Here is a 14,190-nt window from a genome sequence, read left to right as displayed (position 1 = left end):
TCTCATTCTCCGGATCGTCCGTCCCCGCTGACTGCGTCGAGGAAGCCGGGCAGCGCCTGGACCAGCGCCGCCACGTCGTCGTCACCGAGGTTCAGCGGCGGCATCAGCCGTACGACGTCGGGGGCGGGCGCGTTCACCAGGAAGCCCGCTTCCTGAGCCACCTGCTGCACCTGTGCCGCAAGGGGTTCGGTGAGCACGATACCCAGGAGCAGTCCCGCACCCCGGACGTGGCCGACGAGCGGGTGGCCGAGCCCCTCGATCCCGTTCCGCAGCTGCTCGCCCTGCCGCTTGGTGTTCTCCAGGAGTCCTTCGTTCGCGATGGTGTCGAGGACGGCGAGGCCGGCGGCGCAGGCGACGGGGTTCCCGCCGAAGGTGGTGCCGTGGTGGCCGGGCTTCAGCAGGTCGGCGGCGCGGCCGAAGGCGACGGTGGCGCCGAGCGGCAGTCCGCCGCCGAGGCCCTTGGCGAGGGTGACGACGTCGGGCAGGACGCCCTCGTGCGCCTGGTACTCGAACCAGTGCCCGGTGCGGCCGATGCCGGTCTGCACCTCGTCGAGGACGAGCAGCGAACCGGTGGCGGCGGTGATCGCGCGGGCGGCCTTGAGGTAGCCGGGCGGCGGGACGACGACGCCGTTCTCGCCCTGGATGGGCTCGATGACGACGAGCGCGGTCTCCTCGGTGACGGCGGCGGCCAGGGCCTGCGCGTCGCCGTAGGGGACGTGGGTGACGTCGCCGGGCAGGGGGTGGAAGCCGTTCTGCTTGCCGGGCTGGCCGGTGAGGGCGAGGGCGCCCATGGTGCGGCCGTGGAAGCCGCCCTCGGTGGCGACCATGTGGGTGCGTCCGGTGAGCCGGCCGATCTTGAAGGCGCCTTCGTTGGCCTCGGCGCCGGAGTTGCAGAAGTAGACCTTGCCGTCCCGGCCGAAGTGCGTGAGGAGCCGTTCGGCGAGGGCGACGGGCGGTTCGGCGACGAAGAGGTTGGAGACGTGGCCGAGGGATGCGATCTGCTTGCTGACGGCCTCGACGACCGCGGGGTGGGCGTGGCCGAGCGCGTTGACCGCGATTCCGCCGACGAAGTCGAGGTATTCCTTGCCGTCGGCGTCCCACACCCGGGTGCCCTCGCCGCGGACGAGGGGCAGCCGGGGGGTGCCGTAGTTGTTCATGAGCGCGCCCTGCCAGCGCGTGGTCAGTGCCTCGTTGCTCATCGCTCCCCCTGTTCGTCCGGCTTCTCGTCGGGCACGACCATGGTGCCGATGCCCTCGTCGGTGAAGATCTCCAGCAGGATCGAGTGCTGGACCCGGCCGTCGATGACGCGGGCGGTGGTGACGCCGTTGCGTACGGCGTGCAGGCAGCCCTCCATCTTCGGCACCATGCCGGAGGACAGCTCGGGGAGCAGTTTCTCCAGCTGGGAGGCGGTGAGGCGGCTGATCACCTCGTCGCTGTTCGGCCAGTCCTCGTACAGTCCCTCGACGTCCGTGAGGACCATCAGGGTCTCGGCGCCCAGCGCGGCCGCGAGCGCCGCGGCCGCCGTGTCGGCGTTGACGTTGTAGACGTGTCCGTCGTCCTGGGAGCGGGCGATCGACGAGACGACCGGAATCCGGCCGTCGGCGAGCAGCGCCTCGATCGCGCCGGTGTCGATGTCGGTGATCTCGCCGACCCGGCCGATGTCGACGGATTCGCCGTCGATCTGCGGCTGGTGCTTGGTGGCGGTGATGGTGTGCGCGTCCTCGCCGGTGAGGCCGACGGCGAGCGGGCCGTGCTGGTTGAGCAGTCCGACCAGTTCGCGCTGCACCTGTCCGGCGAGCACCATCCGGACGACGTCCATGGCCTCCTCGGTGGTGACGCGCAGGCCGGCCTTGAACTCGCTGACGATTCCGTGCTTGTCGAGGGCGGCGCTGATCTGCGGGCCGCCGCCGTGCACGACGACCGGCTTGAGGCCGGCGTGGTGCAGGAACACGACGTCCTGGGCGAAGGCGGCCTTCAGGTCCTCGTCGATCATGGCGTTGCCGCCGAACTTGATGACGACGGTCTTGCCGTTGTGCCGGACCAGCCAGGGCAGCGCCTCGATGAGGGTCTGGGCCTTGGGGAGAGCGGTGTGCTTCCGCGTCGGATTGCTCATGAGCTGTAGGCGCTGTTCTCGTGGACGTAGTCGGCGGTGAGGTCGTTGGTCCAGATGGTGGCGGTCTCGGCCCCGGCGGCGAGGTCGGCGACGATGTGCACCTCGCGGTAGCGCATGTCGACCTTCTCCCGGTCCTCGCCGACGGAGCCGTTCTTGCAGACCCAGACGCCGTTGATGGCGACGTTCAACCGGTCGGGCTCGAAGGCGGCGGAGGTGGTGCCGATCGCGGAGAGGACGCGGCCCCAGTTGGGGTCCTCGCCGTGGATGGCGCACTTGAGGAGGTTGTTGCGGGCGATGGAGCGGCCCACCTCGACGGCGTCGGCCTCGGTCGCCGCGTTGATCACCTCGACCTTGATGTCCTTGCTGGCGCCCTCGGCGTCGCGGATCAGCTGCTGGCCGAGGTCGTCGCAGACCTGTCGTACGGCCTCGGCGAACTCCTCGTAGGCAGGGGTGACCTCGGCGGCGCCGGAGGCGAGCAGCAGGACGGTGTCGTTGGTGGACATGCAGCCGTCGGAGTCGACGCGGTCGAAGGTGACCTTGGTGGCGGCGCGCAGCGCCCGGTCCAGGGTCCCGCTGTCGAGGTCGGCGTCGGTGGTGATGACGACCAGCATGGTGGCGAGGCCCGGCGCGAGCATGCCGGCGCCCTTGGCCATGCCGCCGACGGTCCAGCCGTCCTTGGTGACGACGGACGTCTTGTGGACGGTGTCGGTGGTCTTGATGGCGATGGCGGCCTTCTCGCCGCCGTGCTCGGACAGCTGGGCGGCGGCGGTCTCGACGCCGGGGAGCAGCTTGTCCATGGGGAGCAGGACGCCGATGAGGCCGGTGGAGCAGACGGCGACCTCTCCGGCGCCGATGTCCAGCGCCTCCGCGACCTTCTCGGCGGTGGCGTGGGTGTCCTGGAAGCCCTTGGGGCCGGTGCAGGCGTTGGCGCCGCCGGAGTTGAGGACGACGGCCGACAGCTCGCCGCTCTTGAGGACCTGCTCGGACCACAGCACCGGGGCGGCCTTGACGCGGTTGGAGGTGAAGACGCCCGCGGCGGCGCGGCGCGGCCCGGTGTTGACCACGAGGGCCAGGTCCGGGTTGCCGTTCTCCTTGATCCCGGCGGCGATGCCCGCCGCCGTGAATCCCTTGGCTGCCGTGACGCTCAAGGTGCGACTCCGATCGTGGAAAGCCCGGTGGTCTCGTCGAGACCCAGGGCGATGTTCATGCTCTGGACGGCACCGCCGGCGGTGCCCTTGGTCAGGTTGTCGATGGCGCTGATCGCGATGATCCGCCCGGCGGCCTCGTCGTACGCGACCTGCACCTGGACGGCGTTGGACGCCTGCACGGACGCGGTGGCGGGCCACCGGCCCTCGGGGAGCAGGTGGACGAAGGGCTCGTCGGCGAACGCCTTCTCGTAGGCGGCGCGGACGGTGTCCGCGGTGACCCCCGGCCTGGCCTTCGCGCTGCACGTGGCGAGGATGCCGCGCGGCATCGGCGCGAGGGTCGGGGTGAAGGAGACGGAGATCCGCTCGCCGGCCGCCGCGCTGAGGTTCTGGATCATCTCGGGCGTGTGCCGGTGGCCGCCGCCGACGCCGTACGGCGTCATGGAGCCCATGACCTCGCTGCCCAGCAGGTGCGGCTTGGGCGCCTTGCCCGCGCCGGAGGTGCCGGACGCGGCGACGATCACGGCCTCGGCCTCGGCGAGCCCGGCGGTGTAGGCCGGGAACAGGGCGAGGGAGACAGCCGTGGGGTAGCAACCGGGTACCGCGATGCGCTTGGACCCCTCCAGCGCGCCGCGGGCACCCGGAAGTTCGGGGAGGCCGTACGGCCAGGTCCCGGCGTGCGGGGAGCCGTAGAAGCGCTCCCAGTCGGCGGCGTCCTTCAGCCGGAAGTCGGCGCCCATGTCGACGACGAGGACGTCCGGTCCGAGCTGTTCGGCGACGGCGGCGGACTGCCCGTGGGGCAGCGCCAGGAACACGACGTCGTGTCCGGCGAGCACGTCGGCGGTGGTCTCCTGGAGCACCCGGTCGGCGAGCGGCAGCAGGTGCGGCTGGAGTGCGCCGAGCCGCTGGCCCGCGTTGGAGTTGCCCGTGAGGGCGCCGATCTCGACCTCGGGGTGCGTCAGGAGCAGACGCAGCAGCTCTCCGCCCGCGTATCCGCTCGCTCCGGCCACTGCCGCACGTACCGTCATGGGACCCTCCGACCCTCCTCCTGGATGGCATGACTATACGTTTCGCTGCACGTTTATGCAATCCATGTGATCCATACGCATCGCACCGGACGCGAGAATCGGCGTGTACACCGCAAGCGGCCGAAGGACCTCCCGTGACACCGGACCTCAGCACGTTCACCGCTCCCTCCGAGGAGTGCCCGCCCGTCCCCGTCCCCGTCGACTGGGCGGTCGTCGAGGAGTGGCTGGGGCTGCGCCTGCCCGGCGACTACAAGCGGCTCGCGGACCGGTACGGCCCGCTGGAGTTCGGCGACTTCCTCTATGTGCACGCGCCGTGCGCGGGAGAGGAGTTCGAGTACGCCGAGTGGCTGCGGGAGGTCCGCCGCGAGGCGGTCCGTGGGCTGCCGGAGGACGAGCGGCCCGCGCTGCACCCCGAGCCGGGCGGGCTGCTGCCGTGGGGGTGCAGCGCGGGCGACGACGCGCTGTTCTGGGACACCTCCGTGTCCGAGGACCCGGACGAGTGGACGGTCGTGGTCAGGCACCAGGGGGCGATCCCCGGCAGCGGACTGCGCCCCTGGCACCCGTACGACCTCACTCTCACCGGGTATCTGCGGCACACCGTCCGGGACACCTGGGAGACGCCGTCCCCGCCCGGCCCGCTGATGGGACCGCTGCCCGGCACCGTCGCCCGCCCGGACTTCCTGACGGACGCCGGGCCGTGGACGCCGCCCGAGCCCGTGCCGCCCCGGCTCGGCGAGGCCGAGCGGCGCATCGCCCTGGAGACCGGCACCGGACAGGCGGCACTGCGGCTGCTGGCCCCGCCCCCGGCGGAGCCGTATCTCGGCGACGCCACCTGGGAGCAGCTGTTCGCCGAGCTGGGGACGCGGCTGCCGCGGGAGTACGTGGAGCTGCTGGAGGTGTACGGCGCCGGCGCCTTCAGCGAGTGGCTGCGGCTGCACACACCGCTGCGCACCGGCGAGCGGCGGTTCACGACGCTGGCCGGGGAGATCCTGGACGGCTACCGGCGGCTCAGGCGCAGCCACCCCGACGACTTCCCGCTGCCGGTGTGGCCCGAGCCGGGCGGTTTCCTGCCGTTCGGCAACTCCATCGACGGCGACTACCTGGGCTGGCTCACCGAGGGCCCCGATCCGGACTCCTGGCCGCTGGTCTTCTGGCCCCGGCACGCCCGGCAGGGGCCGCCGCTCGCGGGCGGGCTGGTGGAGACGCTGCTCGACTGGCAGCGCGGGAACCTGGTCACGCCGGGGCTCGCGCACCTGGACGAGGAGCACGACGACCCGCTGGAGTGGGCGGGCTTCCGGGGCTGGGACGCGGGCGCCTACTGGTAGGCCCGCCTCAGCGGCCCTTGCGCGCCGCGTACGCCCGGGCCGCCCGGACCCGGTTGCCGCACTTCGTGGTGCACCAGCGGCGGGCGGCGTGGGAGCGCAGGAACCAGCGGGCGCAGCCCTGGGCGGCGCATTCGGCGAGCTGATCGGCCTCGGGGCCGGTGAGCAGTTCGGCGGCGTCCTCGGCGAGCAGGGAGAGCGCGGCGCCGGCCGGGTTGCCGGCGTCGGACTGGTGGGCGCGGCGGGGGCCGTCGGCGGTCCAGTCGAGGCGGGGGGTCGGCGGGGCGGCGGCGAGCGCGGAGTTGAACGCGGCGAGGCTGCCGGCCGGGGGGACGGCCGCGGTGCCGTAGGCGGTGAAGAGGGCGCGCAGGGCCTCGCGCAGCCCCAGGAGCCTGCCGAACTGCCGGCCGTTGAGGGCGACGCGGTCCGGCAGCAGCTCGTGCCGGACCAGCCACAGGTGCGCGGCCTCGGTGTCGTCGAGCAGGTCCACCGGGCCGTGGCTCAGGGTGAAGCGCGTGTTGACCAGGGCCAGCGACACATAGCGTTCCTCGCCCGGGACCGGGAGCCGGTGCAGGGAGACGGGGGACTCATGATCCACGCTCTCATGTTAACGCTTGCGATTCTCCGTGAGGAGACCTAGCGTGCCTCACGGCAAATGGTTACAGAACCCGTGAGAGGTGAGACGTCGTGGCCTTCGACGTGCACGCGCTGCGCAAGGACTTCCCGATCCTGGAGCGGACCCTGGACAGCGGCGCCCGCCTCGTCTACCTGGACTCCGGCGCCACCACCCAGAAACCGCTCCGGGTCCTCGACGCCGAGCGGGACTTCCTGCTGCACCACAACGCTGCCGTGCACCGCGGCGCCCACCAGCTCGCCGGGGAGGCGACGGAGGCGTACGAGAACGCCCGGCACACCGTCGCCCGTTTCGTCGGCGCGGCGGACGACGAGATCGTCTTCACCCGGAACACCACCGAGGGCATCAACCTGGTCGCCCACGCGCTGGGCGACGCCCGCCGGATCGGCCCCGGCGACCGGATCGTGGTCACGGAGATGGAGCACCACGCCAACCTGGTGCCCTGGCAGCAGCTCGCCGAGCGGACCGGCGCGACGCTGGACTGGTTCGGGCTGACCGACGAGGGGCGCCTGGACCTCACCCGGCTCGACGAGCTGGTCGACGAGCGCACCAGGGTCGTCGCCGTCACCCACCAGTCGAACGTGCTCGGCACGGTCAACCCGGTGCGGCTGCTGGCCGACCGCGCCCACGAGGTGGGTGCGCTGGTGGTGGTCGACGGCGCCCAGTCGGTCCCCCACCGGCCGGTGGACGTCGCCGCGCTCGGCGCGGACTTCCTGGCGTTCTCCGGGCACAAGATGCTCGGCCCGTACGGGGTCGGCGTGCTGTGGGGCCGGCGGGATCTGCTCGACTCGCTGCCGCCGTTCCTGACCGGCGGTTCGATGGTCGAGATCGTGGAGATGGAGCGGACCACGTTCCTGCCGCCGCCGCAGCGTTTCGAGGCGGGCGTGCCGATGACGTCCCAGGCGGTCGGCCTGGCCGCGGCGGTGGACTATCTCCAGGCGCTCGGCATGGCCGAGGTCGCCGCGCACGAGGACCGGCTCACCGCGCGGGCCCTGGAGCTGCTGGGCGAGATCCCCGGCGTGCGGATCGTCGGCCCGCGCGACCTCGCCGACCGGGGCGGCGCCGTCTCCTTCACGGTCGACGGCGTCCACCCGCACGACGTCGGCCAGGTGCTGGACGAGCGCGGGGTCGCCGTCCGGGTCGGCCACCACTGCGCCCGCCCGATCGTGCGCCGGTACGGCGTTCCGGCGACGACCCGGGCGAGCTTCTACGTCTACAACACGCCGGCGGAGGTGGACGCGCTGGCGGAGGGGGTGCGGGCGGCCCAGGCGTACTTCGGGGTCTGAGCCGCCCGCGTCCCCCTCACCTCCTGGCGATCCTGAGGAACGTCACGGAGTTCGCCGGGAAGGTGTAGGTGAACTTCCCGGCGACTCCCGTGAACGTGGACTTCACCGGGGTGACCGGGGTGTCCGTCTCGGTGTTCACGTCCTCGGGGTCGGCGGCCAGGGTGGTCACCCGGGCCCGCGAGGAGACCTTGGCACCGCCCAGGTCGACCGCCGTACGGGCGGCCGTGGACTGGGCGTTGACGACCTTGACGATCAGTTCGCCGGTGCGCCGGTCCTCGGTGACGACCTGGCGGAACGGCTCGGCGGGTTTGTCGTCGGTGAAGCTGCCCCAGAGCTGTCCGTCCAGGTAGAGGCCGACCTGGCGGCCCCGCACCTTGATGTCGATGTCGTAGGCGCGGCCCGTCTCGATCGAGTGGGGCTTGGAGATCAGTGTGGACTTGCCGCCGTCCGAGGCCTGCTCGACGGCGGAGCTGGTGTTGTTCCAGCCGCCGAGGTTCCACCAGTAGTAGTTGCCGGTGTCCTTGACACCGAAGGCGACGAGGAAGCCCTCCTTGCCGGACTTCTTGGTGGCCTCGACATGCAGGTCGTAGTCCTTCCACGCCGGGTCGCCCGCGGTGACCAGGGTGTTCTCGGCGGCGGCGTCGGTCTGGACGTAGGTGCCGTCCTGGACGCTCCAGCTGCCGGCGCCGGAGTGGGTCCACTTCGAGGCATCACCGGAGAAGTCGTCGCTGAGCAGGGTCGTGCCGTCGGCCGAGGTGACCTTCACGTCGTCGTAGGCGGCGCTGGTCGCCCAGGTGGACAGGCCGACCGCGCCGGTGATCGGGCCGCTGACGTCCGGCGTGCCGGTCGCGGTCGAGGGGATCACGCGGTCGCCCACGTTGTTCATGAACAGCTTCTGGACCTCGTAGCCGGCCGAGTTCCAGGAGGCCCGGTTGTTGAACCAGATCATGTCGGGGCGCCACTGCACGTAGTCCTCGTTGGCGAGCAGCGGGGCGTACGAGGCGAGCTTGACCACGTCCGCGTTGCGTTCCAGGCCGGTCATGAACGCGGCCTCGGCGAGGGCGTTCTTGAAGGCGTTGCCCTGGGAGGCGTACTCGCCGAGGAACACCTTGGGGCCCTGCCGGTCGTAGGAGTCGTAGCGGTCGTTGTTCTGCAGGAACCACTGCGGGCTGTTGTAGTAGTGCTCGTCGACCATGTCGACGTCGCCCTCGCGGTTGAGCTTCCAGGCGGTGTCGAAGGTGGTTCCGGCGTCGTCCGGGCCGGAGTTGGAGATGACCGTGATGTCGGGGTACTTCGCCTCGATCGCGGCGCGGAACTTCTGGAAGCGGGCGAAGAACTCGTTCGGCAGGTTCTCCTCGTTGCCGACGCCGAGGTGGGTGAGGCCGAAGGGCTTCGGGTGGCCCATCTCGGCGCGCAGCCCGCCCCACTTCGAGGTCGTCGGGCCGTTGGCGAACTCGATCAGGTCGAGGGTGTCCTGGATGTGCCGCCGCAGCAGTTCCTCGTCTTCGGTGGCCTTGTTCTGGCCGCAGCCGGTGACCAGGGCGGGGACGACGGGCAGCGGCATGGCGCCGATGTCCTCGGCGAAGCGGAAGTACTCGTAGTAGCCGAGGCCGTAGCTCTGGTTGTAGCCCCAGAAGTTGGCGTTGGTGGCGCGTTCCTCGACCGGGCCGACGGTGTCCTTCCACTGGTAGGACCGCTTGCGCTGCCAGCCGGAGGCCTCGCTGTAGTCCTCCATGGAGCCGGTGTTGACCAGGCAGCCGCCGGGGAAGCGGACGAAGGCCGGGTTCAGGGCCTCGATCTTCTCGGCGAGGTCCTTGCGCAGGCCGTTGGGCTGGTTCTTGTAGGTGTCGCGCGGGAACAGCGAGACCATGTCGAGCGCGGCGGCGCCGGCGGAGTGGACGGCGAGGCGGCCGCGGTTGCTGGTGCGGGTCGCGGTGAAGGTGGCGGTGTACTTGGCCCAGCCGCCCTCGGCGCTCACCCGGCGGGCGGTCGCCAGCTCGCCGGCGGCGTCCTTCAGGGAGACGGTGAGGGTGGTTCCGGCGTCGGCGCGGGCCCACACGGAGAAGTCGTACCGCTTGCCCTGCTCCACCCGTATCCCGGTGTTGTAGCCGGCGTTGGTGACGGACGAACCGGCACCCAGGGAGAGGTAGTTGCGGTTGCGCTCGTCGAGCCGGCCGTCGTCGTTCACGACCTGCGCGGTGCCGGCGACCGTCCAGGAGGTCAGCGGGGTGTACGAGCCGTTGTCGGCGGTGGAGTACTCGAAGGACCGGTTCTGCACGAGTTCGGCGTACAGACCGCCGTCGGCCGCGCGGTTGATGTCCTCGAAGAAGACGCCGTACATCGTGTCGTCGATCTTCGCGCCGGTCGCGGACGGGTCGACGGTGATGGCGTAGTCGGTGACGGACCCTGCGTGCGCGGGCGCGGGCACGAGCACGGAGGAGGCGGCCAGCGCGGCGGTCGCGGTCAGGCCGAGTCTCCAGCGGGTGGTGCGGGTGGTGCGTGACATGGATACTCCGCGGCTCTCTGCTCCGGAAAGGAGTTGTTCGAAATATCGGACCTTGGTCAGCACTTCGAACGGCAAGATAGGGAGGGGGCGGGTACGCGTCAATGGGTCACGCAGGAACGGACGGGACGGAGAGTCGTACGCGATGGGCGAGTTCTGGCCGGTGCCGGAGGCGCTGGCGTTTCTGGCCGGGAAGTGGGAGGTGACGCGTTCCGTGCGGGATCTCGCGGGCGGGGACGCGGGGGAGTTCACCGGAACGACGGTTTTCAGCCCGCTCGAGGGCGGCGGCCTGCTCCATCACGAGTCCGGGACGTTCACCTGGCAGGGCGTCTCCCGGCCCGCCGAGCGGACCCTGCGCTTCCTGCCGGGACCGGACGGCGCCGGGACGGCCGACGTGCGGTTCGCGGACGGCCGGCCGTTCCACGACCTGGACCTGACGTCCGGGCACTGGGTCACCGACCACCCCTGCGCGGCCGACCTCTACCGCGGGGAGTTCACGGTCCGGGACGCGGACCACTGGCGGACGGTGTGGCGGGTCGGGGGCCCGGCGAAGGACGTGATCCTGACGACGGACTACGCGCGCGTGGGCTGAGTCCGGCAGCCGTCGAGACGCAGGTTCCAGCGGCCCGCGCGCCCCGTCACGGTGGTCGTCGACAGCGGGCGGACGTCGATGTTCCAGTACGTCGACGGCGGTGCCTTCAGGGCGTACACCAGCGCCGCGCGGATCACCGACGGCTCGGCCACCGCGACGATCCCGCAGCCGTCCTCCGCCGGCCGGGTGTCCAGCCAGCCGCCGACACGGCCGATGAAGGCGAGCAGCGGCTCACCGCCGTGCGGATTGCCGCGCGGGTCGGCCAGCCACGCGTCCACCGCCTGCGGCTCGCGGGCCATCGCCTCGCCGAGGGTCAGCCCGCGCCACCGGCCCATGTCGCAGTCGCGCAGGGCGAGCTGCGCCAGCGGGGCGTAGCCCAGGGCGTCGCCGGTGGCGCGGCTGCGCGGCGTGGGCGAGCAGTAGCGCAGCTCGGCCGCCGCCAGCGGCAGCAGCTCGGGGGCGACGCGCTCCACCTCGCCCCAGCCCGCCTGGTCCAGCGGCCGGTCGTCCTCGAAACGCTCCGCGAGCAGCGGGGAGCTGCGCGCGGCGGCGACGAACGTGACCCGAAGTGTCATGCGGGGATGGTGAGCCGCGCGCGTACCCGGGTCAAGGGGTGGAGGCCAGGGGTTACCCAGGGTTTACCCGGCTCACCGGTCGAAGTGGAGCGCCATCCACTGGTCCGGCCGCTCCAGCGGCGCGAATCCCAGCTTCGCGTACACCGCGTGCGCGTCGTGCGTGGCGAGCAGGATCCGCCGCAGCCCGTACGGCCGCAGCTCCTCCCGTACGGCGCCCACCAGCGCGGTCCCCACGCCCTTGCCCCGCACCGACGGGTCGACGTAGACGTCGCACAGCCAGGCGAAGGTCGCCCGGTCGGTGATGATCCGGGCGTACGCCACCTGCTCCCCCGAGGCCGTGTCGTACACCCCGAAGTTGAGCGACCCCGCGATGGCCCGGTCCTGCTTCTCGCGGGGCCGTCCGAGCGCCCAGTAGGCGTCGGTGGACAGCCACCGGTGCACACGGTCGGTGTCGACGCGCTCGGGGTCCGTGGAGATCTCATAGCCGTCGGGGAGGCGGAAGGTGTCGTCCATGGGGGGAGGTTGGCAGTTCCGGGACGGCGACGTCGAACGATTTGCCCGGCGGGGCTGTGCGGACGGTCCGCCTACAGGACCTCGTCACAGGCCGTCCGCAGCCGCCGCACCCCCTCCGCGATCTCGCCCGTCCCGGCGACCGCCGCGAAGCTCAGCCGCAGATGGGCGGCGGGCGGCTCGGCGCTGAAGTAGGGGCGGCCGGGGGTGACGGCGACGCCCGCGCGCAGCGCCGCCGCCGTCAGGGCCGCCTCGTCGGTGCCCTCGGGCAGCCGGGGCCACAGGTGGTAGCCGCCGCTGGGGATGTGCGGCAGCGCCAGCTCGGGCAGCCGCAGCCGCAGCGCGGAGACCATGGCGTCGCGCCGGGTTCTCAGCTCGGCGGAGACCGCGCGCAGATGACGCGGCCAGGCCGGCGAGCCGACCAGCTCCAGCGCCGCCTCCTGGAGCGGCCGGGGCACGAAGAAGGTCTCGACGACCTGGATGGCGCGCAGCCGCTCCAGCACCGGGCCCCGGGCGGCCAGCGCGCTCACCCGGAAGCTGGGCGAGGTGGCCTTGGTCAGCGAGCAGACGTGGACGACGACGCCGTCGGGGTCGTCGGCGACCAGCGGGCGCGGCAGCGGCGGCGCGTCCTCGTGCACGAGGCGGCGCACGAAGTCGTCCTCGACGACGAACGCCCCGGCCGCCCGCGCGAGCCGCAGCACCTCACCCCGCCGCTCGGGGGCGAGGACGGCACCGGTGGGGTTCTGGAACAGCGGCTGGCAGACGAGGACCCGGGCGCCGGTGGCCCGGAACGCGTCGGCGAGCAGGGCCGGGCGGACCCCGTCGGCGTCCACCGGGACCGGCACCGGCCGCAGGCCCGCCGCCCGGGCGATCGCGAGCATGCCCGGGTAGGTCGGCGACTCCACGAGCACCGGCGCCCCGGGCGGGGCGAGCGCGCGCAGGGCGGTGGTGAGCGCGGACTGGCCGCCCGCGGTGATCAGCACCTCGGCCGCGGTGACCGCTCCGCCGGGGCCGCCGATGCTGCGCGCGAACCACTCCCGCAGCTCCGGCAGCCCTTCCATCGGCGGCCGTCCCCAGGCGCCGGGCCGGCGTCCCGCGCGGGACAGCGCGGCGGCCATCGCCCGCTCGGGCTGCAGGGAGGGGTGCAGGTAGCCGCCGTTGAACTCGATCACGCCGGGCGACGGTGCGGCGAGGGAGACCAGCACCCCGGAGGCGTCCACGGAGCGCGGCACGGCCTCGGCGGCGCCGTCGGCGCTCAGCGTCAGCTCCTGCCACGAGGTGTCCCCGGCGAGCGCGGCGGCGGGACGCGGCCCGGCCCGGAACGCCCCGGCGCCGGGGCGGGTCACCACCAGCCCCTCGGCGGCGAGCTGGGCGAGCGCCCGGGAGACGGTCACCGGGCTCACCCGGAACCGCTCCACCAGGGCCCGGCTCGACGGCAGCTTTCCACCTGGGGAGTAGCGGTCCAGCTCTCTTCGCAGCTGTTCCGCCAGTTCACCCACACTGCTACGCTCTTGCATGAGAGCACAGAGTAGCGCTACCAAGCCGACCGCGATAGCAGTCGACGCCCCGCCCACAGGCCCGTCCACCGGTGCGTCCACCGGTCCGGCCGCCGTCCCGGCCCGCGCCGCGGCGGGCACCCTCCAGGCGGCCCTCGGCGTCATCGCCTTCTCGCTCACCTTCCCCGCCACCGCCTGGGGGCTGGAGGGCTTCGGGCCCTGGTCGCTGGTCGCCGTGCGCAGTGTGCTGGCCGCGCTGATCGCGGGCGGCTGCCTGCTGGCCATGAGGATCCCGCTGCCGGCCCGTGAGCACCTTCCCGGGCTTGCCGTGGTCGCCGCCGGGGTGGTCATCGGGTTCCCGATGCTGACCACGCTCGCCCTGCAGACCTCGACCACCGCGCACGCCGCCGTCGTGGTCGGGCTCCTGCCGCTGACGACGGCCGCGCTGTCCGCGCTGCGCGTCGGCAGCCGCCCCTCGCGCACCTTCTGGACGGCGGCCCTCGCCGGTGCCGCGGCGGTGGGCGTGTTCACCGCGCAGCAGAGCGGCGGCGGCCTGAGCACCGCCGACCTCTGTCTCTTCGGCGCGCTGCTGGTGTGCGCGGCCGGCTACACCGAGGGCGGCCGGCTGGCCCGGGTCATGCCGGGCTGGCAGGTCGTCGGCTGGGCGCTGGTGCTGTGCCTGCCGCTGAGCGTCCCGGCCACCGCGATCGCGCTGTCGTACGAGCCGGTGACGCTCACCGCGCACGCCGTGGCCGGGGTGCTGTGGGTCGCGGCGGGGTCGCAGTTCCTGGGGCTGGTCGTCTGGTACCGGGGCATGGCGGCCATCGGCATCCCCAAGGCCAGCCAGTTGCAGTTGGCCCAGCCGCTGCTCACACTGGTGTGGTCGGTGCTGCTGCTGGGCGAGCACCTGACAGTGGCCGCCCCGCTGACGGCCGCGGCCGTGCTCGTCTGCATCGCCGTCACCCAACGGGCGCGAGGCTGAGCGG

General features: G+C 72.6%; 13 protein-coding genes. 4 read left to right on the top strand and 9 right to left on the bottom strand.

Features of this window, described 5'->3' with window-relative positions:
- Positions 1 to 2 precede the first annotated feature (2 nt).
- The 4 genes from ACSU6L_RS30620 to argC are packed head-to-tail and all read right to left on the bottom strand — an operon-like array spanning position 3 to position 4,286.
- Positions 3 to 1,199, bottom strand: a complete 1,197-nt coding sequence (locus ACSU6L_RS30620; protein WP_437062009.1) for an acetylornithine transaminase — start codon at positions 1,197 to 1,199, stop codon at positions 3 to 5.
- Positions 1,196 to 2,113: an acetylglutamate kinase gene (argB, locus tag ACSU6L_RS30615; RefSeq protein WP_437062007.1), complete on the bottom strand. Its 918-nt coding sequence runs from the start codon at positions 2,111 to 2,113 to the stop codon at positions 1,196 to 1,198. The genes ACSU6L_RS30620 and argB overlap by 4 nt, the downstream gene beginning before the upstream one ends.
- A complete protein-coding gene (gene argJ, locus ACSU6L_RS30610) occupies positions 2,110 to 3,261 on the bottom strand; it encodes a bifunctional glutamate N-acetyltransferase/amino-acid acetyltransferase ArgJ (protein WP_437062005.1) in 1,152 nt (383 codons plus the stop codon). Before argJ ends, argB begins: the two co-directional genes overlap by 4 nt.
- The gene (gene argC, locus ACSU6L_RS30605; RefSeq protein WP_437062003.1) at positions 3,258 to 4,286 is read right to left on the bottom strand and encodes an N-acetyl-gamma-glutamyl-phosphate reductase; all 1,029 of its coding nucleotides are present in this window, start codon (positions 4,284 to 4,286) and stop codon (positions 3,258 to 3,260) included. The genes argJ and argC overlap by 4 nt, the downstream gene beginning before the upstream one ends.
- A 134-nt stretch (positions 4,287 to 4,420) precedes the next feature.
- Between argC and ACSU6L_RS30600 the strand changes: the two genes are divergently transcribed.
- Positions 4,421 to 5,611: an SMI1/KNR4 family protein gene (locus tag ACSU6L_RS30600; RefSeq protein ID WP_437062002.1), complete on the top strand. Its 1,191-nt coding sequence runs from the start codon at positions 4,421 to 4,423 to the stop codon at positions 5,609 to 5,611.
- 7 nt (positions 5,612 to 5,618) lie between these two features.
- Here the strand turns inward: ACSU6L_RS30600 and ACSU6L_RS30595 are convergent, their stop codons facing one another.
- Positions 5,619 to 6,206 carry an ABATE domain-containing protein gene (locus ACSU6L_RS30595; RefSeq protein ID WP_437062000.1) on the bottom strand — a complete coding sequence of 196 codons (588 nt, stop codon included), beginning with the start codon at positions 6,204 to 6,206 and terminating at the stop codon, positions 5,619 to 5,621.
- Positions 6,207 to 6,295: 89 nt separating this feature from the next.
- Between ACSU6L_RS30595 and ACSU6L_RS30590 the strand changes: the two genes are divergently transcribed.
- Positions 6,296 to 7,528 carry a cysteine desulfurase gene (locus ACSU6L_RS30590; RefSeq protein ID WP_437061998.1) on the top strand — a complete coding sequence of 411 codons (1,233 nt, stop codon included), beginning with the start codon at positions 6,296 to 6,298 and terminating at the stop codon, positions 7,526 to 7,528.
- A gap of 16 nt (positions 7,529 to 7,544) precedes the next feature.
- Here ACSU6L_RS30590 and ACSU6L_RS30585 read toward each other — a convergent pair whose 3' ends face one another.
- Positions 7,545 to 10,034 carry an alpha-L-arabinofuranosidase C-terminal domain-containing protein gene (locus ACSU6L_RS30585; RefSeq protein WP_437061996.1) on the bottom strand — a complete coding sequence of 830 codons (2,490 nt, stop codon included), beginning with the start codon at positions 10,032 to 10,034 and terminating at the stop codon, positions 7,545 to 7,547.
- 142 nt (positions 10,035 to 10,176) lie between these two features.
- Here ACSU6L_RS30585 and ACSU6L_RS30580 point away from each other — a divergent pair, with 142 nt between their 5' ends.
- Entirely contained in the window at positions 10,177 to 10,623 is a 447-nt protein-coding gene (locus tag ACSU6L_RS30580; RefSeq protein WP_437061994.1) for a DUF6314 family protein, read from the top strand.
- On the opposite strand, the gene ACSU6L_RS30575 is transcribed toward ACSU6L_RS30580, so the two are convergent.
- The 3 genes from ACSU6L_RS30575 to ACSU6L_RS30565 form a co-directional block, all read right to left on the bottom strand.
- Positions 10,605 to 11,198, bottom strand: a complete 594-nt coding sequence (locus tag ACSU6L_RS30575; RefSeq protein ID WP_437061992.1) for a histidine phosphatase family protein — start codon at positions 11,196 to 11,198, stop codon at positions 10,605 to 10,607. The two genes, ACSU6L_RS30580 and ACSU6L_RS30575, sit on opposite strands and share 19 nt — an antisense overlap.
- A 72-nt stretch (positions 11,199 to 11,270) precedes the next feature.
- Complete coding sequence (locus tag ACSU6L_RS30570) at positions 11,271 to 11,711, bottom strand: GNAT family N-acetyltransferase (RefSeq protein ID WP_437061990.1); 441 nt, start codon at positions 11,709 to 11,711, stop codon at positions 11,271 to 11,273.
- A gap of 71 nt (positions 11,712 to 11,782) precedes the next feature.
- Positions 11,783 to 13,225: a PLP-dependent aminotransferase family protein gene (locus ACSU6L_RS30565; protein WP_437061988.1), complete on the bottom strand. Its 1,443-nt coding sequence runs from the start codon at positions 13,223 to 13,225 to the stop codon at positions 11,783 to 11,785.
- Here ACSU6L_RS30565 and ACSU6L_RS30560 point away from each other — a divergent pair.
- On the top strand, positions 13,224 to 14,186 hold the full coding sequence (locus ACSU6L_RS30560) for a DMT family transporter (RefSeq protein WP_437061986.1): 963 nt from the start codon (positions 13,224 to 13,226) through the stop codon (positions 14,184 to 14,186). The two genes, ACSU6L_RS30565 and ACSU6L_RS30560, sit on opposite strands and share 2 nt — an antisense overlap.
- Positions 14,187 to 14,190 lie beyond the last annotated feature (4 nt).

The sequence above is a fragment of the Streptomyces sp. enrichment culture genome, assembly GCF_964272855.1.
In the GTDB taxonomy this organism is placed as follows: Bacteria; Actinomycetota; Actinomycetes; order Streptomycetales; family Streptomycetaceae; genus Streptomyces.
This window is presented reverse-complemented; position numbering and strand designations above follow the sequence as displayed.

Coding starts and splice junctions, on each gene's coding strand:
- argB (WP_437062007.1), bottom strand. CDS start 2,113: ATGAGCAATCCGACGCGGAAGCACACCGCTCTCCCCAAGGCCCAGACC.
- ACSU6L_RS30560 (WP_437061986.1), top strand. CDS start 13,224: ATGAGAGCACAGAGTAGCGCTACCAAGCCGACCGCGATAGCAGTCGAC.
- argC (WP_437062003.1), bottom strand. CDS start 4,286: ATGACGGTACGTGCGGCAGTGGCCGGAGCGAGCGGATACGCGGGCGGA.
- ACSU6L_RS30580 (WP_437061994.1), top strand. CDS start 10,177: ATGGGCGAGTTCTGGCCGGTGCCGGAGGCGCTGGCGTTTCTGGCCGGG.
- ACSU6L_RS30620 (WP_437062009.1), bottom strand. CDS start 1,199: ATGAGCAACGAGGCACTGACCACGCGCTGGCAGGGCGCGCTCATGAAC.
- ACSU6L_RS30585 (WP_437061996.1), bottom strand. CDS start 10,034: ATGTCACGCACCACCCGCACCACCCGCTGGAGACTCGGCCTGACCGCG.
- ACSU6L_RS30570 (WP_437061990.1), bottom strand. CDS start 11,711: ATGGACGACACCTTCCGCCTCCCCGACGGCTATGAGATCTCCACGGAC.
- ACSU6L_RS30575 (WP_437061992.1), bottom strand. CDS start 11,198: ATGACACTTCGGGTCACGTTCGTCGCCGCCGCGCGCAGCTCCCCGCTG.
- ACSU6L_RS30565 (WP_437061988.1), bottom strand. CDS start 13,225: ATGCAAGAGCGTAGCAGTGTGGGTGAACTGGCGGAACAGCTGCGAAGA.